This window comes from Pleionea sp. CnH1-48 (assembly GCF_024124665.1).
Taxonomy (GTDB): domain Bacteria; phylum Pseudomonadota; class Gammaproteobacteria; order Enterobacterales; family Kangiellaceae; genus JAMXSB01.
In genome coordinates this window covers 110,895-133,146 of the sequence record NZ_JAMXSB010000007.1, presented here as the reverse complement: position 1 = coordinate 133,146, position 22,252 = coordinate 110,895, and the positions used below count along the sequence as shown (strand labels likewise).

19 protein-coding genes and 1 riboswitch are annotated in these 22,252 nt (G+C 41.3%); of the genes, 10 read left to right on the top strand and 9 right to left on the bottom strand.

The features are described from left to right. Nucleotides 1-23 precede the first annotated feature (23 nt). Entirely contained in the window at nt 24-1,811 is a 1,788-nt protein-coding gene (locus tag NH399_RS12560; RefSeq protein ID WP_253040579.1) for an ABC transporter ATP-binding protein/permease, read from the bottom strand. 135 nt (nt 1,812-1,946) lie between these two features. Then, a riboswitch (cobalamin riboswitch) is annotated at nt 1,947-2,195 on the top strand. Nucleotides 2,196-2,329: 134 nt separating this feature from the next. Here NH399_RS12560 and NH399_RS12555 point away from each other — a divergent pair. Then, nucleotides 2,330-5,146: a ribonucleoside-diphosphate reductase subunit alpha gene (locus NH399_RS12555; protein WP_253040578.1), complete on the top strand. Its 2,817-nt coding sequence runs from the start codon at nt 2,330-2,332 to the stop codon at nt 5,144-5,146. Between the two features lie 23 nt (nt 5,147-5,169). After that, nucleotides 5,170-6,294 (top strand): ribonucleotide-diphosphate reductase subunit beta, encoded by a 1,125-nt coding sequence (locus NH399_RS12550; protein WP_253040577.1) that lies wholly within the window; start codon nt 5,170-5,172, stop codon nt 6,292-6,294. A 212-nt stretch (nt 6,295-6,506) separates the two neighbouring features. Here NH399_RS12550 and NH399_RS12545 read toward each other — a convergent pair whose 3' ends face one another. Continuing rightward, nucleotides 6,507-7,943, bottom strand: coding sequence for an alpha/beta hydrolase-fold protein (locus tag NH399_RS12545; RefSeq protein ID WP_253040576.1), 1,437 nt, complete (start codon nt 7,941-7,943; stop codon nt 6,507-6,509). 492 nt (nt 7,944-8,435) lie between these two features. On the opposite strand from NH399_RS12545, the gene NH399_RS12540 reads away from it, so the two are divergent. Further along, a complete protein-coding gene (locus tag NH399_RS12540; RefSeq protein ID WP_253040575.1) occupies nt 8,436-9,008 on the top strand; it encodes a helix-turn-helix domain-containing protein in 573 nt (190 codons plus the stop codon). Nucleotides 9,009-9,390: 382 nt separating this feature from the next. Here NH399_RS12540 and NH399_RS12535 read toward each other — a convergent pair whose 3' ends face one another. From NH399_RS12535 to NH399_RS12525, 3 genes are all read right to left on the bottom strand, one after another. Beyond that, nucleotides 9,391-10,485, bottom strand: a complete 1,095-nt coding sequence (locus tag NH399_RS12535; protein ID WP_253040574.1) for a serine hydrolase — start codon at nt 10,483-10,485, stop codon at nt 9,391-9,393. Nucleotides 10,486-10,744: 259 nt separating this feature from the next. Next, nucleotides 10,745-11,458: an arsenical resistance protein ArsH gene (gene arsH, locus NH399_RS12530; RefSeq protein WP_253040573.1), complete on the bottom strand. Its 714-nt coding sequence runs from the start codon at nt 11,456-11,458 to the stop codon at nt 10,745-10,747. A gap of 20 nt (nt 11,459-11,478) precedes the next feature. Next, a complete protein-coding gene (locus NH399_RS12525) occupies nt 11,479-12,717 on the bottom strand; it encodes an MFS transporter (RefSeq protein ID WP_253040572.1) in 1,239 nt (412 codons plus the stop codon). A 149-nt stretch (nt 12,718-12,866) separates the two neighbouring features. On the opposite strand from NH399_RS12525, the gene sigZ reads away from it, so the two are divergent. Then, a complete protein-coding gene (sigZ, locus tag NH399_RS12520; RefSeq protein WP_253040571.1) occupies nt 12,867-13,409 on the top strand; it encodes an RNA polymerase sigma factor SigZ in 543 nt (180 codons plus the stop codon). A 38-nt stretch (nt 13,410-13,447) separates the two neighbouring features. On the opposite strand, the gene NH399_RS12515 is transcribed toward sigZ, so the two are convergent. Next, nucleotides 13,448-14,800, bottom strand: coding sequence for an NAD(P)-binding domain-containing protein (locus tag NH399_RS12515; RefSeq protein ID WP_253040570.1), 1,353 nt, complete (start codon nt 14,798-14,800; stop codon nt 13,448-13,450). A gap of 180 nt (nt 14,801-14,980) precedes the next feature. Between NH399_RS12515 and NH399_RS12510 the strand changes: the two genes are divergently transcribed. After that, nucleotides 14,981-15,343 carry an acyl-CoA thioesterase gene (locus tag NH399_RS12510; protein ID WP_253040569.1) on the top strand — a complete coding sequence of 121 codons (363 nt, stop codon included), beginning with the start codon at nt 14,981-14,983 and terminating at the stop codon, nt 15,341-15,343. Here NH399_RS12510 and NH399_RS12505 read toward each other — a convergent pair. Beyond that, nucleotides 15,340-16,197: a carboxylate/amino acid/amine transporter gene (locus NH399_RS12505; RefSeq protein WP_253040568.1), complete on the bottom strand. Its 858-nt coding sequence runs from the start codon at nt 16,195-16,197 to the stop codon at nt 15,340-15,342. The genes NH399_RS12510 and NH399_RS12505 overlap by 4 nt on opposite strands. A 393-nt stretch (nt 16,198-16,590) precedes the next feature. Here NH399_RS12505 and NH399_RS12500 point away from each other — a divergent pair, with 393 nt between their 5' ends. Genes NH399_RS12500 through NH399_RS12490 form a run of 3 tightly spaced genes read left to right on the top strand, consistent with a single transcriptional unit; the run spans nt 16,591 to nt 18,633 of the window. Beyond that, nucleotides 16,591-17,178: an RNA polymerase sigma factor gene (locus NH399_RS12500; RefSeq protein ID WP_253040567.1), complete on the top strand. Its 588-nt coding sequence runs from the start codon at nt 16,591-16,593 to the stop codon at nt 17,176-17,178. Then, nucleotides 17,162-17,713 carry a hypothetical protein gene (locus NH399_RS12495; RefSeq protein ID WP_253040850.1) on the top strand — a complete coding sequence of 184 codons (552 nt, stop codon included), beginning with the start codon at nt 17,162-17,164 and terminating at the stop codon, nt 17,711-17,713. The genes NH399_RS12500 and NH399_RS12495 overlap by 17 nt, the downstream gene beginning before the upstream one ends. Nucleotides 17,714-17,727: 14 nt before the next feature. After that, nucleotides 17,728-18,633, top strand: a complete 906-nt coding sequence (locus NH399_RS12490) for a PDZ domain-containing protein (RefSeq protein ID WP_253040566.1) — start codon at nt 17,728-17,730, stop codon at nt 18,631-18,633. Between the two features lie 60 nt (nt 18,634-18,693). Here the strand turns inward: NH399_RS12490 and NH399_RS12485 are convergent, their stop codons facing one another. Beyond that, nucleotides 18,694-19,146, bottom strand: coding sequence for a hypothetical protein (locus NH399_RS12485; protein ID WP_253040565.1), 453 nt, complete (start codon nt 19,144-19,146; stop codon nt 18,694-18,696). Nucleotides 19,147-19,463: 317 nt separating this feature from the next. Further along, nucleotides 19,464-20,090, bottom strand: coding sequence for a hypothetical protein (locus NH399_RS12480; protein ID WP_253040564.1), 627 nt, complete (start codon nt 20,088-20,090; stop codon nt 19,464-19,466). Nucleotides 20,091-20,247: 157 nt separating this feature from the next. On the opposite strand from NH399_RS12480, the gene NH399_RS12475 reads away from it, so the two are divergent. Next, a complete protein-coding gene (locus NH399_RS12475; RefSeq protein ID WP_253040563.1) occupies nt 20,248-20,634 on the top strand; it encodes a BlaI/MecI/CopY family transcriptional regulator in 387 nt (128 codons plus the stop codon). 4 nt (nt 20,635-20,638) lie between these two features. Beyond that, the gene (locus NH399_RS12470) at nt 20,639-22,066 is read left to right on the top strand and encodes a M23/M56 family metallopeptidase (protein ID WP_253040562.1); all 1,428 of its coding nucleotides are present in this window, start codon (nt 20,639-20,641) and stop codon (nt 22,064-22,066) included. The last annotated feature ends 186 nt before the right edge of the window (nt 22,067-22,252 follow it).

The following is a 22,252-nucleotide window of genomic DNA, read 5'->3' as shown; positions in this document are numbered from 1 at the left end:
GCTCTTTGGTCGACAGTAACTGCCTATCCGTTATCCTGTTGTTGTAATTCCCAGAGTCGCGCATAGAGTCCGGCCTTTTCTAGCAACTCTCCGTGGGTTCCTTGTTCGGCTACCTCGCCTTCATGCAATACGACAATCTGATCAGCATCCACGACGGTTGAGAGGCGGTGTGCTATCACCAGGCTGGTATGGCCTTTGGATACTTCATTAATTGCCTGCATAATATACTGTTCAGATTTGCTGTCGAGAGAAGAGGTGGCTTCATCGAACAGTAATATAGGTGGTCTTTTAAGAATGGTTCTGGCAATAGCAACTCTTTGTTTTTCGCCTCCTGACAGTTTTAGACCACGCTCGCCAACAATGGTTTCTCCTCCTTCTGGAAGAGCCTGAATAAAATCTTCTAAGTGTGCCAGCCGTATTGCTTCGCGAATATCGTCATCAGATGCATCCTGATTGCCATACTTTATGTTGTTCCAGATGCTGGTATTAAAGAGCACTGTATCTTGCGGTACTATGCCAATGGCTTGGCGTAAGGAAGATTGTGTTACTCCGTTAATCGCTTGTCCATCGATGAAGATATTACCCGCCTGAATATCATAAAATCGAAACAGCAACTTGACGAGGGTTGATTTGCCTGCACCACTGCTACCTACCACTGCAAGCTTTTGCCCTGGCTCAACTTTAAAGCTGATCCCTTTTAATATATTTCGTTTTTCATCATAACCAAATTCTACATCCTGAAATTCAATGATGCCTTGATGCACTTGCAAAGGTTTGGCGTCGTCACGATCAACAATCTTGGGATGTTTTTTTAACAAGTTAAACATGCGCTCAATGTTTGCCATGGAGCCTTTTATCTCTCGATAAACGAATCCTAAAAAATTAAGCGGCAAGAATAACTGCATCATATAGGCATTAACCATTACGAAATCACCAATGGTCAGATTTCCTTTTAATACTTCGTTGGAGGCTAGCACCATCATCGAAGTTAAGGCCAGTGCGATAATCAGTGCCTGTCCACCATTGAGGACAAACAAGGATAATCGGTTTTTTCGTCGTGCCTGCTCCCAGACTTTTAGCTCTTTATCGTAGCGAGAGGCTTCAAAGGATTCATTGTTAAAATACTTAACGGTTTCGTAGTTCAGTAAACTATCGATGGCTTGAGTATTGCTTTTGGAGTCTGCTTCATTGGCTTCGCGTACATACCCCGTTCGCCATTCTGTGGCTTTTACCGAGAAGGCGACATACAGGGTGACGGCAATCAAAACGATCAACATAAACCAGATATTGAATGCAACGAAGAAGATGGCGCTGATCAAAAGCACTTCGAGCAAGGTAGGAACAATATTAAACACCATAAAGCGCAATAAGAAGCTGATACCGGAGGTGCCGCGTTCTATATCTCGAGACAGTCCGCCTGTTTGACGTGACAGATGAAAGTCGAGATCAAGGGCGTGCAAATGTTGAAATACTCTGAGGCCCAGGCGACGCATGGCGCGTTCGGTGACTCGGCCAAACAAGGCATCGCGTATTTCACCAAATATCACACTGGAAAATCGCGCAATACCATAGGCCAGCAGTAAGCCAAGGGGAATGGCTGCGGCTGTTGATAAAGTGTTTATCGTATCCAAATCATCGACAATAAACTTCAACAGATAGGGTAGCCCGACACTGGCTAATTTGGCCGCTAACAGGCAGATGACAGCAAAGAAAACGCGAGTTTTAAATTCGGTGAGATAGGGCCAGAGATCTTTGAGGGTAGACCAGCTGATCTGGGCATCGGCATCGTCCGGGAAGTGACCTTTGCGCATAAATTGATAGGGTTCCAGTGCAGATAGAAGAGGCTATTCTTGCTGCTCTATCGATAATGATCAAGCAATTCTGCTTGACAAAAATTAATTTTGAGCACTGCCAAAGTCCTGCTTGATCTGGGATAGTCTCACCATATATAGTATAGCCACTTTGGTGCGCACACTAGATATGCTGAATAATTGTACATTCAGTAATCAAGGTGCTAGAGGGAATCTGGTGAGAATCCAGTACTGACGCGCAGCGGTATTAAAGAACGAGAACGATGAGTAGATAGCTACAGGCACTGCTTGGTATTAAGTGGGAAGCCGTCGTTCAAGGTGCTGACTCCATTAGGAGTCGCGAGCTTTTAAGTCCGAAAACCTGCCAAAGGCAACAGTCAACGCCTTCGCGACATGAGGTTAAATGACACATTCTCTCTTTTTCATACCGCAGATTTTTATCTGTGTTGTATGCATTTTGATGTGTTTTGAAATCCGTCGAGAAGGTAATCAGTTCAACGCGGTTAAAGGAACACATTATGCAAAGCTCGGTCTATGAGCCTACCCCTTCTGATGAGCCATCATTACGAGTTATCAAACGCAATGGTAAAGCGGTCAGCTACGATGATCACAAGATCGAAGTCGCCATCACCAAAGCAATTTTAGCTGTTGAAGGACAGCAAGCATCGGGATCATCTCGAGTCAGAACTTTAGTCACCGATATTACCCGTGATGTATCTTCTCGATTTCAGCGCTTGTTTCCAGAAGGCGGCACCTTGCATATTGAGGATATCCAGGACCAGGTTGAACTGGGATTAATGCGAAATGGATTGCAGAAAGTTGCCCGTGCTTATGTTTTGTATCGAGAAGAACATAATAAATTAAGGCAGCAAAACGAACCGACTCCTGTAGTTCAAGAGGATTCTGGTATTGCCGTTACCTTAGATGACGGGACCCAGGCGCCACTGAATGTGGGCAAGCTTAAGCAGTTGGTCGCAGAGTCTTGTGCTGATTTGGCCATGGCCGATCAAGATAAGATATTAAAAGATGCGCTAAATAATCTGTACAACGGTATTCCCAAAAAAGAAGTGAACACAGCGCTTATTATGGCGGTGCGTCCATTGATCGAAGAAGATCCTGCTTATTCGGGCGTCTGTGCAAGAGTATTGTTAGACAGCTTACGAACCGAAGTGTTGAGCTTTTTGGAGTTGGCAGAGGACGTATCTTGTGAGCAGATGAAGTCCTTGTATCCGTCTGCATTTGTATCAGCGATTCAACGTGGTGTTGAACTTGAATTGATGTCAGAAGAGTTACTCAAGTTTGACCTTGAAAAGCTAGGTCAGGCGTTAGATGCAGAACGAGATTACCAGTTTACTTACCTGGGCTTACAGACTCTGTATGACCGCTATTTTATTCACTCCGATAATCGTCGCCTGGAATTACCGCAGGTATTCTTTATGCGTGTTGCCATGGGGCTGGCACTGAATGAAGACAAACCTGAGCAACGCGCTATCGAGTTTTATCGTTTGCTGTCATCGTTTGACTATATGAGCTCGACACCAACACTGTTTAATTCAGGAACCCAACGTTCACAATTATCTTCTTGTTATTTAACCACTGTGCCTGATGATTTGGCGGGTATTTATGGCTCTCTAGGAGATAATGCTCTGTTATCTAAATGGGCTGGTGGTCTGGGTAACGACTGGACACCTGTGCGTGCACTGGGCTCTCATATCAAAGGTACAAATGGACAGTCTCAAGGTGTGGTGCCTTTTCTTAAAGTCGTTAACGATACCGCTGTTGCAGTTAATCAAGGCGGTAAACGCAAAGGTGCAGTCTGTGCTTATCTTGAATGTTGGCATCTAGATATCGAAGAGTTTTTGGAGTTGCGTAAAAACACCGGAGACGATCGACGCCGTACTCACGATATGAACACGGCCAATTGGATTCCTGACTTGTTTATGAAGCGGGTATTCGAAGATAAAGACTGGACGTTATTCACGCCGAGCGATGTTCCCGATCTGCACGATCTTTATGGCGTTGAGTTTGAGCAACGTTATGAACATTACGAAGCGCTGGCAGAAGACGGCAAAATTAAGCTATTCAAAACAGTGAGTGCAGCAGCTCTTTGGCGCAAAATGTTGTCCATGTTATTTGAAACAGGCCATCCTTGGATCACATTTAAAGATCCTTGTAATTTACGTTCACCGCAACAACATCGAGGCGTGGTGCATTCTTCTAATTTATGTACCGAAATTACATTAAATACCAGCAACGATGAAATCGCAGTGTGTAACCTGGGATCGGTTAATCTGGTTAACCATATCAAAGACGGTGAAATCGATCGGGAGCATTTGGCAGAAACCATCAAAACTGCTGTTCGTATGTTGGACAATGTTATCGACATCAATTTTTATCCTGTGCCACAGGCTAAAAACTCTAACCTCCAACATCGCCCCATTGGTATGGGAATGATGGGTTTCCAGGACACTTTATATAAACTGGGGCTACCTTATGCCAGCACCGAAGCTGTGCACTTTGCCGATAAATCCATGGAGTTGATCAGCTACTATGCGTTAACGGCATCGGCTTTATTAGCAAAAGAGCGAGGTACTTACGAAACCTATCAGGGATCACTGTGGGATCAAGGTATCTTGCCTATCGACTCATTAGAAAACATGGTTCGTCATCGTGGTACGGAATACAGTACTTTGGATACTACCCGACAGCTAGACTGGCAGCCCGTTCGTGATCTGATCAGTCAACATGGTATGCGTAATTCTAATGTACTCGCGATTGCGCCGACGGCGACTATCTCTAACATTGTTGGTGTATCACAGTCTATTGAACCGACGTATCAAAATCTGTTTGTAAAATCGAACCTTTCTGGTGAGTTTCTGGTAATTAATCCTTGGCTTGTAACCAAGTTAAAAGAGCTTAACTTATGGGATTCTGTCATGGTTAATGATCTTAAGTATTATGATGGTTCGGTCGCTAATATCGAAAGAATTCCAGAGGATGTAAAGCAACTCTTTGCAACGGCTTTTGAGATTGATCCTCGTTGGTTGGTTGAGGCCGGTGCTCGTCGTCAAAAATGGATCGACCAGGCACAAAGTTTGAATTTGTATATGGCAGAGCCTTCAGGGAAAAAGCTCGATAATCTGTATAAAACAGCGTGGTCTCGTGGCTTAAAAACCACTTACTACTTGCGTTCATTAGGGGCAACACAGCAGGAGAAAATCTCCATCCAAAGCAATCATGCTGAAGAGAAAGAAACAGAAGCATTTGCAGCCACCGAAAATGAAGCTCCCAAGTTTTGTTCGATTCTCGATCCCGAATGTGAAGCTTGCCAATAACAATAAGAACAGGAGAAAGTATTATGAATCCTAATTGGGATGATCCATTAGCCGTTGCCATTCCACCAGTCGCTTCAGTCGCTGAATGTTTGGAAGAAGAAAAAATTAAGCAACCTCAGCCAGAAGACGAGTTGTCGCTGGAGAACTTGCCTCCAGTACGTCCAGAAGATAAGCGAGTCATTAATGGCCTAACGGATGTTAACCAGCTAGCACCTTTTAAATATCCATGGGCCTGGGAGTTTTTCTTAAACGCTAATAAAAACCACTGGACACCACTCGATATTAATATGTCGCAAGATGTCCATGATTATAATCATAAACTGACTATTGAAGAGCGCCACGTTTATGAAAACGTGCTGGCTTACCTGACCACGTCCGATATTCTCGCCATGAGAAATATTGGTCTGGCAGTGATGGAAAAAATGAGTGCTCCTGAATTGCAAATCTATCAGGCTCGTCAGGTTTATGAAGAAGCTCTGCATACCTGGACTTATCAACACTGCATCGAAACCATTGGTTTGGATCAAAGTGAAATCTATAATCGTTACCGTGTCGTTCCTGCTATTTATGGAAAAATTAAAATAGCCAACGAACGTCTCAATGCGGTGATGAGCTCAGATATCGACCTCAGAAACCGTGACGATCTGGAACTGTTTGTTATGTCTTACATTTTCTTTTCGGCTATTTTTGAAGGCTGCTGGTTCTATAACGGATTCAGTCCTATCTTTGCCCTCCAGCGAAGAGGGTTAATGAAAGGGACTGGAGAGCAGTTGCAGTACATTATGCGCGATGAAGTGATGCACTGTGCATTTGGCTTGCGCGTGGTTCGCCAAATAATGAAAGAAGAGAATGTGAAACTTGATCCAAAAGCATTAAAAGAAATGTGGGAGCAAGCTGAGGCTGCGGAGCAGGGATACGCAAATTACATTTTGAAAGATCCTATTTTGGGTTATTCCGCAAACGATCATATAGAGCAATTTCGTTTTCTTGCGAATCGTCGTGCGCAGCAGCTGAAGTTTGAGCTGCCCTTTGAAGGTGCCGAGAGTACGCTGCCCTGGCTAGATGAACAAGCCAATATGCGTAAAGAGAAAAATTTCTTCGAGACGCGAGTGACGGAATATCAGACGGGATCATCATTACAATGGTAGCCTACTGTTGGTAAATTTATGAACGACATATAAAGTGAGATTTGCGACATATAAAGAGAGATTTAAGTGAAGCAAATCACACTTTATTGGAGTTATATACTATCGAAGGAATAACCCAATAACCAAACTAGAAGGGTTAAATAAATAAGATAGAGTGTAATAAAAAAAGAGTGTCCCCCCCCACCAAAAAATAATTTTCATAAAGATTCATGTTAATCTACTTTATTGACTTCAAATACTTTACCGTTTGCGTAGAAGTTTATCGCCTCGGTCTTACCTTCTGAGTTCGTAACAAACTCAAACTTTGCCTCTGCAACCTTCAAATAGAATAATGACGATGACTCTGGGTATAAGTAAAAATCAGGCCTACCATCCATTTTTCCCTTAAGTCGACTTTCTTCTTTAATAATTTGAAATGAAAATTGTGGCGATTTGTAGATTCCAACATATGACTGAAGTTGGCTGTCATCTACTACAATGGGATTCTCTAATAAGCTGATTTTTTTAAGGTAATCTTGAGCGTTGCCATCACCAACTTTGCTTTTATGTGCAATATCATATGCCTTTTTATAGGCCTCGATTGCTTCTCTAGTTTTTCCTGACATTTCTAAAGCATTGGCTAACCAAGAAAAGCCCTGTGCGTGTTCGCTATAGTGTTTGACATAGCTTTGAAACACAGTTGTAGCACCATCATAATTTTTGTTTTCTAATAAGTGAAAGCCTAAGTCTGCATAAGTTTCTCCCGACTGTTTTACTACTTTCCCATACTTATTTTTGATGTCCAATTCATGCTTGCGAAATTCATCTGAACTGAAATTATCCCATTTACTTCTGGGGTACTGAATATCTGAAAAAATGAACTTCAGCCCATAGTAGTTTGACAGTAATGTCGCAGACATATGTCCTTCGCCTTTAAATTCTTCATACTTCAGACGGTTATTGGCAAGGTTTGATTCTTGTAAAAGTTTTACAAAAGACTCTAGCTCTTTTCGCATTCCCATTCCGTCTTGTTCTCCGATAGCGAAATATAAATTATGTTCCAATGAACTGGAGCTTCTAGCATATGACTGAACATGTGAAAAAATTTCTCTTTGATTCCACCAAAGTGCTGGACTAATAATTATATATGCATTAAATAATGAAGGCTTTTTTATCATAGCATAAGCAGAAAAAAGCCCTCCAAAAGAGTGCCCTTCAAGAACTCGGTAACTGTGCGTTCGATATTTATTGTCGATATACGGAAAGAGCTCTTCTTCTATAAACTTCATAAAAGACTTAGCCTCTCCACTTTCCGGTGATTGAGTTTCGTCTCTTGATATAGTCATGTCTTTTGTTCTGTTAGCGCTTTCAACACCTACTATAATCATTGGCGGGATAGAACCTGTGTTGGTTAAAAGCTCTGCACTACCAACTACATGTTTTAAGTTCGCTCCTCCATCCAGAAGGTAAAGTACAGGGTAATCAACATCAGAATTTCCATATTCTTCAGGTAAAGAAATAATGATGGACCTTTTTTCATCTAGAATTTTCGAGTTGATCGTCACTCTTTTGGCTATGCTGAAATCTTTAGCTAAAGATCTCTTAATCGGTATAGCTGATAAAGTAATTATAAATAAGATTTTTATGCTTAAAATAAGAAGTCTATGCATAGTTGTTCCTTTCGAAAATCAAGTTTTAGTTGCAATGATCAAACTTAGTCATTTACGTTATTGGGAAATTAAAAATTGATCTTAATGAGGAGTGATTTATTTATATATCGAAATCTTGCTTTATTTTTTGTTACATTTTCTGCATTTACCTCAATTTCAATAATATGTCGGTATGATAGAATCTAACTACTGCTCTATGTTTTTTACTAATTAGTCATTTTCACTATGGAGATTGTGTCATTTCACAGAAGTAATGTTAAAGTGTTGGCTCAAAGACGCCTGACTTCTGGCATACATATTGATCACCTTAGTTATTCTCAAGGCAATGTACGGTATATAGACAACCAGTTACATACCGTAAGCATTTCGCTCCGAGGTGGAGAAAAAAGCTTTCGTAGTGATCACAGAAAAAAACATGCTGGTGCTAACAGTATCTGCCTTATGCCTCAGCAGCATGAATCTCTCTGGAATATTAGCGACTCTATTGAGTTTGTGTTTTTTTATATAGATTCAGAGTATTTAAAAGAAATAACCTCTCTATATTTTGATCGTGACCTACTAGGATTTGGCCTTTCCGAAGAAACATATATTCATGATTCTAAGCTCGCACAAATCATGCGTTCCAGCCTTCAGTCCAACAAACCTCAAATGTATCATGAAGAATTAGGAATTAAGTTATCTCATCACCTGATTCAAAGATATAGCCAGACTCGCATCGATCGCAGAAATATAGACACTTACTTATCGCCACTCCAGCGCAAAAAAATTCGCTCCTTTATTCATGAGCATTTAGATAAAAAGATCACTGTCGGAAGCCTTGCCAAAGAAATTGGCCTCAGTGATTTTCACTTTGCTCGACAATTCAAAAAAACTTTTTTGATTTCTCCTGCTCAATTTATCTTGCGCCTGAGACTAGAAGAAGTAAAAAGGCTTCTAAAGTCTGAGAGTTACTCTCTTTCTGATATAGCCATAAAAACGGGATTTAGTCATCAAAGCCATATGACTCAGTATTTTAAGAAGCAGTTTTCCACAACACCGTTAACTTATTTGAATGGGCCCTCTTAAAGTTTGTAGCTGATTACAAATTTAGAAAATACAAAAGCGACTAAGATAGTCTTTATTGTAGAAAACATAGATACAACCTCAAACCAAACTATTATAACCACCAAAACTGAAAGTCGATTTTTTCTACTTTTGGAGTTAACTCAGAGTACACAAAGGTACATGACTTCAGGGAATACTTGGCATATTGGCATTTGTTGGCTTGTCTTTTCTTGACGGTTATAATATCAGAAAATCTGGGTTTATGTGTCGTGCCACGGAATTTGCGTTATATCCAGCGTTGGAAGTGCTCACTTATATTTATAAACTGCGTGCTTCCGCATTGACTGTAACGCAAATTCACTTACCTTGTGAATCAGTAAAATTAGCAGTGGTGTTCTGAGTCTCAGAGATAAATCAGCTCGTTTATTTTTTCGATTATGGGTTTGGAAGTTCTGCCATAATTAGAAAGTACGACCGAGATATATCCGTTATCCAGATGAATATCCAAATTCGAGTCAATTCCTGGAAAAGCTCCGTCGTGACCTACAATTCGGTTTTCATCATTGTTTTTTATTCGAAATCCATAGCCATATTTTTTTGAGTTCAGTTTGGGCTTTGCAGAATACAGCTGTTCGGTTGCCTCTTTACCTAAAAGTTTATAAGTAGTGAGTGCTACAGCAAATCGATGCAGATCTTCTATGGTAGAGAAACCGCCGCCAGCAGGCCCACCTTTAATGACATGCATGAACAGATTGTTTTTCCATCCTGTATGATTATTTGCAGGTAGGTAACCCATGGCTAAATTAGGTACGGGCTGATCCATGTCATAGCTGCCAGTGTTAAGCATTCCAGCGCGATCATAAATATTTTCTTTAATATAAGTGTCGTAGTCTTTGTTGCTGATTTTCTCTATGACGATACCTAGCATTAACATGCCTGTGTTACTGTAGTGATAATCTGTTCCAGGCTTGAACCTCAGTGTTTCATTTTGAACCAGATTTCTATAGTCATTGAGAGTGCGGTAACGCTCTCTGGCAGAGTGAATAAAACTCTTGTTAAAATAACTGCCAAGGCCAGAGGTATGAGATAATAGGTGCTGGATTTCTATTTTTTCAGACACTTCTTTAGGGAGCCAGCTTTCATCGATAAACTCAACTAACGAACTTGTGAGAGTGAGTTTTCCTTTTTCAATAAGCTGCATTATTGCGACTGCTGTGAACATTTTATTCATTGATGCTAGATTGAATTTAGTTTGAACATTATTAGGTATTAAATAACGTTTGCTTGCTAAACCAAAAGCCGACTGATACAAGACCTCCTCTTTGTTTGCTAAAAGAACTGCTCCAGAAAACTGGTCATTATCGGCTCTCTGTTGTATGAATCTATGCAGTTCGTCGGTACTAGTGTTTTTACTGGCAAGATCATCTTTTGCGGTCAAAGGAATACTTGAAAGTATGAACAGTGAAAAAAGCAGTGTTGATCGTATTAAGTAGCTCATTGCCTCTCCGTGAAGTTAATTCTCATAGGGTTCTTGTAATGCTTAATCAATCGGGAGTAATTTTTAGGATGAGAGACTATCAAAACAACTGTCGTAAATTTGTGAAGTTCGCGTTGAGTGGAATGTTGGATGAGCCAAGCAGAAATGATGAGCGATAATAGGGACGAAGATACTGCTACCAGAACCCTATTTAAGTGTGATAGCAGTAACTCAAAGTTTATGTTTAATCTTATGTAGAACTTACCTATAGGTATTTAAACTACATTTTTGCCTGGATCTTACCGACATTTTGAGAGCTTTTAAAATCTGATTTTCGTTCTGAGTATCTACTCACCAAATAGTCTTTTCTATCCCGAGTGAGTAGAGTGAACTTCACCAACTCTTCGAGTACATCAACAATGCGGTCATAAAATGGCGAGTCTTTCATGCGTTGGTTTTCATCAAACTCTGACCAAGCTTTTGCCACAGAAGATTGATTAGGGATCGTTAACATACGCATCCATCGGCCCAATACGCGCAATTGATTGACTGTATTAAATGACTGAGAACCACCTTCGACCTGCATAATTGCCAGGGTTTTCCCTTGTGTTGGTCGAACCGCGCCGATAGATAGTGGTATCCAGTCAATTTGAGTTTTCATGATCCCTGTAATCGAGCCGTGGCGTTCTGGCGAACTCCAAACCTGACCTTCGGACCAGGTCACTAATTCACGCAATTCCTGAACTTTTGGATGCAATTCATCGGCATCATCTGGAAAAGGCAATCCTCGAGGGTCAAATACTTTCACTTCGGCACCCAGCATTTCCAAAATACGAGTGCTCTCTTCAACGACTGCACGACTAAAAGAATTTTTTCTTAAAGAGCCATACAGCAACAAAATTCTCGGTGCGTGAGTTGATGGTGCGGTGACTGCCAACTTTTCATTTGTCGGTATATCTACAACATCTTGCACAATATTAGGGACATCAGTCATGTTTCTACTCCTAAACTCATTTAAATATTGTTGGTGGACGAGCTATGTAATCGGCTTGCCCAATAAAAAAAGATTGCAGAACCAGCGCCTAAAAACATCAGTATGTTCAGAAGGCTGTCATAACTATTGGTCATTACCCAAAGCATCGCGGCTAATGAAGGGGACAATGCTTTTATCACTTTGACTGGAACACCCATGGCGGCATTGATCGCACCATAAGAAGACGGTGTGAGAAACTCTGGTACTGCGGTGCCTTTTACGATGGTCATAGTGCCATTAATCGCGCCAAACAAAATGGCCAGAGGAACCAAGGCCCAGAAGTTTCCAGGCAAGTAAGCTAAGCTTGCAAATACAAGGGGTAGTAGTGCAGCTATTGATATGCCTAGTTTTGCCATGGAAATACGATGCGAAAAGGCAAAAAGTATTAATCTTCCTGCGACTTGAGACGGGCCCAATATGGCTAAGAAGGCAACAACCTCGACTATCGATAATCCTTTTTCGATAAGCAGTGGATAAAGATGAAAGCTAAAGGCCGTTGTTGTGCCATAGAAGAATAAAAAGCATAAAAAAAGCGCCCAAAACATAGGTTGCTGTATGGCCCATCGTACACCTTGTCTGGATTTCGGTTTACTCGCCATCGATACTGTTTGAGTAGACTGAGCGGCTTTTTGAGGTAATCTGGAATAGATTCCTGCACAAAGGAACACATTGATAAGACCGATAACAACAAGTACCTCTCGCCAGTTTAAGGTCGTCAACAGAAACTCGATAAAGGGAATAAATACCGTGGAAGCGAAACCACCCCACAGCGTCAGTGTGGTGATGGTTTTTTTTGTTTGGGATGTATCAACGGCTCTGGCTACGACGGCGAAGGCAGCGTCATAAAGAGTCGCTGCCTGTAGCAAACCAATGCTGGCAAATACGAGATAGAAGCCAATAAGTGACTCGATCATTGAGCCTAAGATAAAAATGGCTCCTGCCGCAATTGATCCTATTGTCATTACCCTACGTCCATATCCTTTATCTATCAACATTCCGGTAGGGATGGCCGCAGTGGCAGACAGCAGTAGGCCTAGAGTCAGAGCACCATAAACATCGGACTTTATCCAGCCAAATTCTTCTTGTACAGCTTCTGCGATCTGAGGAAAGCTATAATAAAGAGTTCCCCAAGAAATAATTTGTGCTATCCCAAGCAACGTCACAGATACCTTTTGAGGATATTCTTGTGCCATGTTCTGAGAGGTTAGTGTTGATGACATGTATAAGCCTTGGTTGGGTAATAACTGCTTTACTATTTAAGACGAAGAGGGAATAAAAAAGACGAAATTTTTTTTGCTATTTATGAGACAATTCTTATTAACCGTAAATTGAGGTATCTTATTTAAGTCGTTTTGGAGTGTTGGGTAATATGAGCATCGAACATATTTGGAACAATTATCGTGTCGCTTTAAAGTCATTTATCGCCAGACGTGTATCAAATCCAACGGATGTGGATGATATTTTTCAAGATATCTTAATTAAGTCTTATTCTAAACTCGAGACACTGGATTCAGAAAAAAGCTTAAAGCCTTGGCTGTTTAAGATTGCCAGCAATACACTTATTGATTTTTATCGAAAAGATAAGCCTGTATATGAAAGCGATGTTGATAATTTATTTGACGAAGACATTGAAGACATAAAAGCAGAGCTTTCGGATTGTATCGTTCCTTTTATTAACTCATTGCCAGAAGAAAATGCCAAGCTGTTGATGGCTATTGATATCAATCACTTGTCACAAAAGGAATATGCCGAAGAGATTGGTGTTAGTTATTCAACATTAAAGTCTAGAGTGCAAAAAAGCCGCAGTATGCTCAAACAAGCCTTTGATGACTGCTGTCATTTTAGTCATGACGCTCAAGGCAATCTAATGGATTACGAAAGAAGAGCGAAACAACGTAAAAGGTGTGACTAAGCACTCAATATATCATTGAGTGCTTATTAAGTTAGCGATCAACCACAACAACTTTGAGCTTGACTCGTTTTTGAAGTACCACAACAAGAGGTTCTTGTTGTTCTTTGTTCTACGGAAGACTTATCTAAGCTTTTTCCTACTCGATTTCCTGTGTTGCAGACGCCCGTTTGTGGAAGAGATAGCTGGAGTTCTCTAGCACCTTTGTGATCTCCTGCAAGCTCAGCAGCGATGGAGCGTACTTGCTCGTATCCCGTTAACATTAAAAACGTTGGCGCACGTCCGTAAGATTTCATTCCTACAATATAAAAGCCTTTGTCTGGATGGGATAAGACATCTACACCATGGGGTTTAACCGAACCACAGGAGTGTAAGTTAGGATCGATCAATGGAGCAAGAGCACTCGGGGCTTCGACGATGTTATCCAAATCAAGTCTGAGTTCCCGTAGCATGTTGAGCTCGGGCCTAAAACCAGCAGCAACGATAATACGATCAACTTCAATCTCTTGCGCAACCCCATCAACAGATAAGAATACTTTTAAACTCGTTGACGTTTTTTCTATCGCTTCAACTTTCATCGGGGCCAAGACATCAAGATGACCACTTTGAATGGCTTTTATCGCTGCCGTTCCCAGCTCACCGCGCGCTGGTAACTCATCATTAATGCCACCACCGAGTAGCTTGTCGATATTGTTGCGTCGTAGTCCCCAGTTGATAGTGGTTTTAGAGTGTTGTTGCTGAAGTTTCATTAAATCAATCACAACATTGATAGCTGAATGCCCTCCGCCGACAACCAGAATTCTTTTGTTGGCATAAGTTGCTTTGTCTTTGCCGAGCAGATCTGGAATACCGTAAGAGATACTTTGTTGGTTTTCGACTTCGCCGAACACTGGCAACCCGTTCAAGCCCATCGGGTTTGGGCTGCTCCAGGAACCAGAAGCGTCAATGACGGCCGAAGCCTTTAACTGTTGGATGCCACTCGGAGTTTTTACCTGAACCTCAAAGAGAGCATTATCTCTTTGTTGTGATCCCATCTTGCTTAAGTTTTCTTTGGTCACAGCGAGGACTTCGCTATTAAGCCAGATCGATTGTTTTAATTCTGGAAGATTGGCTGCTGGTTGCAGATATTTTTCGACAATGTCTTTTCCGGTAGGCAGCTCATCGTTATTAGCGGTCACCCAGCCCTGTTTTTCTAGCATGGTTTTAACTACGGAGTCATAGACATATTTCCAGGGCGTAAATACACTCACGTGCCCCCAATCGAGTATGGAACTGCCGACAGAGTTTCCTTTCTCTAATATCAGAGGTGTTAACCCTCGTTGAATTAAATGGGCGGCAGCGGCGATCCCAACTGGCCCCGCGCCGATCACTATTACGTCTTTTACTGCTGTCATTCATTTCACCTTAGATGCTGCCTTGAGCAAGGATTCATTACGTTCTGTTATTAAAGACGCGGGTGAGTGCAGAAAGACGAAATAAAATAGGCCGATTTAGCATACATTGATATATTAGAGTGATAAAATACTAAGCATATTAATAAGTTACCTAGTTACTTAAGTTGAGCTGGAATCATCATGGAACATTTTAAATTGGTGCTACCTGAGCACATGAATCATCAGGGGTATTTGTTTGGTGGCAATTTATTAAAGTGGATCGATGAGTTTGCTTATATCACCGCAAATACACAGTTCCCTGGTCATCAGTTGGTGACCATTGCGCTAGAGAATGTCGTATTCAGACATCGCATTGAATGCGGGCAGATCCTTTGTTTTTCGGTGAACTTGAAAAAGAAAGGTACTACGTCGTTAAACTACGATGTATCAGTGTATGGTGCCAGAGGTCATTCGCAAGGGAAGGGCGTGTTGTTCGAAACCTCTATCACTTTTGTTAATCTTGATGAAAAGGGCAACAAATTACCCTTACCACAGGAAGATTAGTTTTTTTGACGAGCAAAGAGGGTGCTTTGTGCCAGCATGACCGAAAGCACGATGATGCTGCCACCAATTAACAAACGTACCCAGTCGGCTTCTCTATCCCATATCAAGAAGTTAACCAGCAGACCTGCTGGGATAAGCATATTATTCATGGTAGCCAGTTGCTCAGTGTTCACCTTTTTGGCGCCTGCATTCCATAGAGCATAGCCCAGTCCTGAAGCTCCAAGTCCCAGCCATATCAAGACTGACCATTGGAGAGTTGTCGTGGGGAGCTTTTGCCAATCTCCAAGCCACAATGCTGAAGGCAGAGCAATTAAAGTCGCACCTAGAAAGAAATAGGCAAAGTGTTGGTGGATAGGCTGCTGAGCTGGAAGAGAGAGGCGCTTATAGCATACCTGGCCTAAGGCAAAGCAAATATTAGCTGCTTGAACCAGTAACAGCCCTATGGCGAAGTCTGAGGTCAGTGGTTGATAGCGAATCACTGCAGCGCCTATGACTGCCAGCACGGCGGGCACTAGCCAGAATAAGCCTACCTTGTTGCGGGCAATTAAACGATCGAAAAGCGATACATAAACCGGTGTCAAAATAGTAAATAGCAGCACCTCTGCAACGCTCAGGTACAGGAAGCTATGATAGAAAAAGAGATACATTAAGCCGATTTGAACGGCTCCTATCATCATTAGCTTGAACATTGTTACTTGATGGGGAGGTTTGCGCAAAAAAGGCAAAAACAGCACTAATGCCAGAGCCATACGTATAAACACCGCAATATAGCCGTCAACTTCTCCTGCCAGATATACGCCGATTAATGAAAAGCTAAAAGCCCATAAAAAAGTGACAATCCATAAATACAGCATGTTTTTATTACCTAAAAAGAGAATATATAAGTGACCAGGATGTTATGTATCAAGTTAGCGGGTGTTTGCTATCTGGTTGGAATATATCATCTTTTTGAGGTTAATAAGTACTAATATAGAGACTACGAAGTGTCTTTTGTCATGCTTTGTTACTTTCGTGAGCTTGTCTAGTGGGGGGCTGCCTGCTTCAATGTGGGTATGGATGTTTTTTATACATTTTCAAGAGTTCTGGTTTTTAATCAACCAGAACTCTTGAAAAAATCTTTATTAGGATCAAAGATATAGACGCTCGAGTTTGTGAGCTGTGTAAAACTGTGTAGAAAACTCTTCGGTTCTGATGTAACCCATTGGCGCGCTCGCGTGTCTTACATCAGGTAGTTACAATAAAACGAAATGTTTGGGAAAGCTGTTTTGGGATTTGGTGAAAAGGTTGCTCATACTTTAATTGATCGCGCTCGTAAGGGTGATTTGCGTGCTCTGGAAGTGATCTATGACACCTACGCCAATGCCTGTTTCAGTTTGGCCTATCGCATATCGGATAATTACGATCTTGCTCAAGACATTACTCAGGATGTGTTTATTAAAGTAATGACGGGGATCCGTAATTTTCGTGGCTACGAGGAGTTAGGTGGTTGGGTTCGTCGCATTGTGTCGAATGAAACCATTAACCGCATTCGCAGTACACAACGTCTGCACCTGGTTGGTGAAGACGAGTACTTCTATGAGTCAGATGGTGACCTTTTTAATAATAACTGGCTAGAAAGCTGTCAGGATCTGGATAAGTTGTTAGCTAAATTGCCAATGAATTCCAGAGCTGTATTGCTGCTGCATGAGGTTGAAGGGTTTAACCATAAAGAAATCGCTCGGATGTTTGATAAGTCTGAGAGTTTTTCTAAGGTGACTTTGAGTCGAGCTTTTGCTCAACTCAGGAAGTATGCATCACAACAAAAGAGAGAGCCGTCTAATGCATTTAAGCGATGAGCAACTTTTAGAGCCGGACGCAGAGCAATTAGATCATCTTAAATCGTGTGAGGAATGCCGCTATCGGCAAGGCAATCTCTTGTCTATGAGAAAGTCCTTGAGTCGACTGCCAGAGTTAAAAATGGAACGCTCTGTGTGGCGCAATGTGCAAGTTGAGCATCAAATGCAATCCAGTGTAAAAGAAGTGCGCGTATGGCGACACTTAACTTCTGCACTAGCTGCTTCAATCTTAGCCTTGGTTTCCTTCTTAGTGATTAACGAATTTAAAGATAGCCATTCTGAGCTGGATTCGCTGGTAAGCGAAAACCAACAAATGTATGCGTTGATCGAAAGATTAAGAAGTAGCGAGCAATTTGAATATAAGGTGAGCGTAAAGCTAAGTCAGATTCAATTAGATGAAATTGACCTTAAGATACAAAAGGCTTATCTGGACTCTAAATCTGATAAAGTAAAAACCGAGCTATGGAAAGAGAGAAAGTTGATTCTACAAAATATGTTAAGCCAACACTTAGAAAAAAAATCATTAAGTATCTAGTAGGCACTTATTAAATGAATATTAAAACAATAATTGGTGCCTGTTTGTGTGTGTTGTCACCTCTTGTCTTTTCTCAAGTTAATGAAAAAGATTTAAGCCCTGATTCACAACGTTTGTTAGAACAGCTCAAACTTCAAATTAAAAGCACTTTGCTTGCTATTTCTGAAACAGAAGAGAAAGCGGGTAATAACTTTGAGAGCTTTACCTTCAACTGGGAGTCTCCTGCGCAAAAATCGGTTCACTTAGGCATTGTGATCGAGGCCGAAAAGGAAGATGGCGTTAGAGTTTTAAGTGTTTCTCCAGGAAGCTTAGCCGAAAAAATCGGTATTAAAAGCGGCGATATTATGACTGAGATCAATAATATCCGAATCAATAAGCATACTTTTGAGTCTGCCGTTAATACGTTACAGCTATTAACTGTTGGCCAGAACTTGCGCCTAAAAATTGATCGTGGCAGCTCAACGCAAACCATAGAAACAGAAGTAACGGGACGCTTTATGCCGAGCATGAAGTTGGAAATTGGAACCGAAGACTTCTCTCATAATCGATTAGCATCTGCCGAGAATGATATTCCATGTGGCGAGGTCTCTGTGTTTTTCAGTCCTCCCCGTTCTAAAGGTATATATGAAGCTTCTTTTAAAAAAATTGATGATAACGAAGTGAGTTTTAAGCGAAACAGCTATAAGTTAAATGTTGGCAAGCATACTCTTGTTTTAAAAGAGCTCATTGATGATCCTTACATTTCTATGCGCCTACCCTCGGTTCGTCAATCTCTAGAGCTAGAGATTGATGTAAAACCTGATGAGGTTTACTACATTGGTGCTCGAGTTACGCCGAATAAGTTAAGTCGAGCGATTAAAGACTATTGGCAGCCTGTTATATGGAAAGTTCAAAAGAAAAAATGTCACTTTGAATATTAAATTTTCTTTGAAAGTATTAGGTTCAAAGGCCATGAGCTACTGCTTATGGCCTTTTTTGGTTTAGAAGGGCTGACGTACTGAATAGGCGTGCAGTTGACCATCACAATCAATCGCTGTTGCTGAAAGAGGATAGCCGCTGCTACTCAAGGTCCATGTCGCTGTCATTCGACTGCCATCAGGACATTCTGCTCCAAGCGTTTTGGCAGTATTTCGACCCGCAGCAATACCTGCTGGAGTATTTTGTTTCCAATAAAGGCGCATTTCCAGGCGAGGAGGGATGTCTACTTCAAATTTCTCATAAACTTTTGCTCTAGCCCAACCCGAAAAATAATTTCCACAAGTTGATGGACTCGCACATTTTAGGCCAATGAAACCTGAAAACTTGAGTACACCATCTGAAGAAGCTTGTGAAAACTGATCTCCTTGATCATTAATATCGTTAGCAGCAAAAGCAATACTGCTAGCTGTGAGTAGAAGCGTTGATGCGACGACTTTTAAGTTTTTGTGCAACATTATAGTTCTCCTTTAAACTAAATATAATCTTTCTTTTCTGTGCCGGCGGAAAACAGTGTCGCGAGAATTAGTTAAGGCATCAAGTGTATTCAATGTTATTGAATAACTTTTATTGGAACTGTTATTTGAGATACATATTTATGGAATTTATTTGGGCAATAATTTTTTAAAAGATGCTTAAAAGTTAACGAAAAAGACAAGTTAATAGGTGGCTATGGACAAACAAATATATGAAAAGAGATATCAATACATTTGACAAAATATTTCAGGTGTAACGATAAATAGTTTTGTTAAATAAAGTTTAATTGTGATATTTTTTACAGACTTTTAATCAGCTTCTGTATATTGCTTCTAGCATTTTTTTCTAACTTATCTTTAAAATAATTTGTCTTATAAATGTTTTCTTCTTTGATAAAGCTTTCTAAAACTTTTTTTCTTTCGATTTTGTAAATCAAGTTAGGAACCCACCGAAACTCACTACGAACATTGCGCTCATAGTTCATAAAAATATCGGTTGGTGCACCTAAAATAGAAAGATCGATATCCACCATCAACTTTTCGTCTTCAGAGTGCACTGGAGATGGATGTGCTGTGATGTTAATGAGCCTTTTGACTGTGGCTATTTGATTACTCGGATAGTTAATTTGTTGTAGGCACTGTTCTGCCAAGTTTGCACTTTGTTTTTCATTGTCTTTACGGCGAGTTGAATAAATAACGTCGTGATACCAAAGGGCTAGCTCAAAGCTTTCTGGCTCATCTATTTGCTCAGAGACTTCATCAAAGTGTTTTAGGCAGGCTTCTATATGTTTGAGAGTATGGTAGTAACGGTGAGCTTCGTTGTAGTAGGTCGTAATTTTGTCAAAGTGTTGCTGAACAATGGAGGTGTTATAGCCCTTGCTAAAGAGCTGTTGCCAACGCTGTTCGAGAGAGTTGATATTTGACATAGCCTGCTTATCTTAAGTCTCGTTAGAATCCTAAGCTTATCAAAAGGTTATATCTCATATCCAGCTGTTTTTTCTCGCTACTCTGTAAGTGTTAGTTGACATCGTGTGACACTTGTCGCATAATTGTGTCAGGAGTAACTTATCAGGTAATTCTACTATGTCGGCGAAACCGTCCCCCACTGAATTGTGCTTGTTGAAAGCATTATGGAAGCAGGAGCCATTAAGCGCTCGAGAAATTCACGAGCTAGTTGTCGATGAGCTCGACTGGTCGTATTCATCTACGCGTAAAACGCTGGAGCGCATGATGCAAAAACAGTGGATTGTCGCCGAGGATGCGCATGGGATTCGAATTTATCGTCCAGCTTTAAAAAAGGTTAGCACCCTGGCTTCTTTCGTTCGTGATTTTGCTCGTCGAGTGTTAGAGCTAGATGGACCTTTGCCTGTTTCTACTTTTGTTGACAGTAAGCTGCTGAATGAAGATGAGGTTAAAGAGTTAGAAGCTCTTTTGCAGTCGTCATCAGAAAAAAGTGATACGCAGGAATAATACTATGGCGCATCAATTTGCAATCTTATGTGCGTACAGCTTTGTTATTGGAGGAGTGCTTTTCCTGCTATGTTGTATGTTGCTGCGTTTTTTTCCTTCGCTTGGTCAGTGGCGCGATTTCTGGTTTGCCTGCTTAGTGGTTACTTGCATACCGCTTTTGTTCTTTCTACTACCTGAGAAATCAAATAACGGAATTCTAGTACTGGAGCTAATGTCCACCGCACCCGAGAGTAGCGCTACGCAAGTTGCAGCACCCAGTGAGTATGATGTGAGCGAGGAGGTTTCTTTTCTTTCTTTGAGCTCTTTTGCCTGGATATGGATGGGCATTTATGTGATTGGCTGCCTAGTTAAGTTGCTTAACTTCTCTTTGCAGTTACAACGTTTGAAAAAGCTGATAACCAGCGCCATAGACTTTCGCGATAGCCGGGACATTAATTCGGAAGTCAGTCACCTGTTAACCTCTGTAGAGGCGGAAGAGTCTTTGCAGATCCGTGTAACGAGAAATAATGTGCCACCTTTTGTATGTCGCTGGCCTGATAAGGTGTTGATGTTACCGCAGAGCCTTTTTGCGCAGCTTTCTACCAGGCAACAGTCGTTAGTGATAGAGCATGAATGGACCCATTTAAAGAAAAAAGACCCGCACCTGATATTTTTTATTCGTTTAATAGAATGTTTTTGCTGGTTTAATCCAGCGCTGTATTACTTTAAAAAACGAATCGATCTGGCAAGTGAGCTGGAGTGTGATGCTAATGTTTTGGCACAGCAACCTGATTTACGAAGCGTCTATGCACAAGCAATGTTAAAGACACTTCGTCAATGTGCCGTAATCGATCGTGACTCGATTACGGCACCCTTCTCACCCGATAATCAATGGAGTTTCAGAATGAGAATACATAATATCATGCACCCTGGTGCATCCCTTGGCAAGTCATGGCGAGCAAAAGTGGGCATTAGCACTGCCGCTGCGCTATTTACAGGGTTGTCTTTGGCAATGCAGCCAGTGTTAGTCAGTGGAGGTCAGTCCGATGAGCCTTTGTCAATGATCACTCCTGTTAAGCAGCCTGACATATCGTCAGACTATGGATCAAGAGTCATCTTTAATAAGCAAAACTTTCATCGCGGCATTGATTATAAAGCTGATACAGGAACACCCATCTTAGCAGCCGAAGATGGCCGAGTGGTTTTATCTACGGATGAACTTAAAGGCCATAGAGGGTATGGAAAAATAATTATCATAGAGCATAAAAATAATGTTCAAACACTTTACTCTCACCTGAATGATAGAAGTGTTCTTGAAGGAGAAATCGTTTTTAAAGGACAAACAATTGCTACGGTTGGTGCAACAGGAAGAACTACTGGGCCCCATGTTCATTTTGAAGTGCGAGAAGGGGACAAACCTGTTGATCCTAACAAGTATTTAAAGAAAGGATAAAAATACTTATACCCGTCGCCTTTCAAGGAGCAGCGCTGATGTTCAAGTTGCAGCGCTGCGCGCACTCACCCCAATCACTTAGTAAAGCTAAGCTCAGGGGATTCGCTTGCTGGCCGCCTACCTGTACCTTGAAATACTTTGGGTATACCCGTCGCCTTTCAAGGTGCAGTGGTGTTGGCTGCGCGC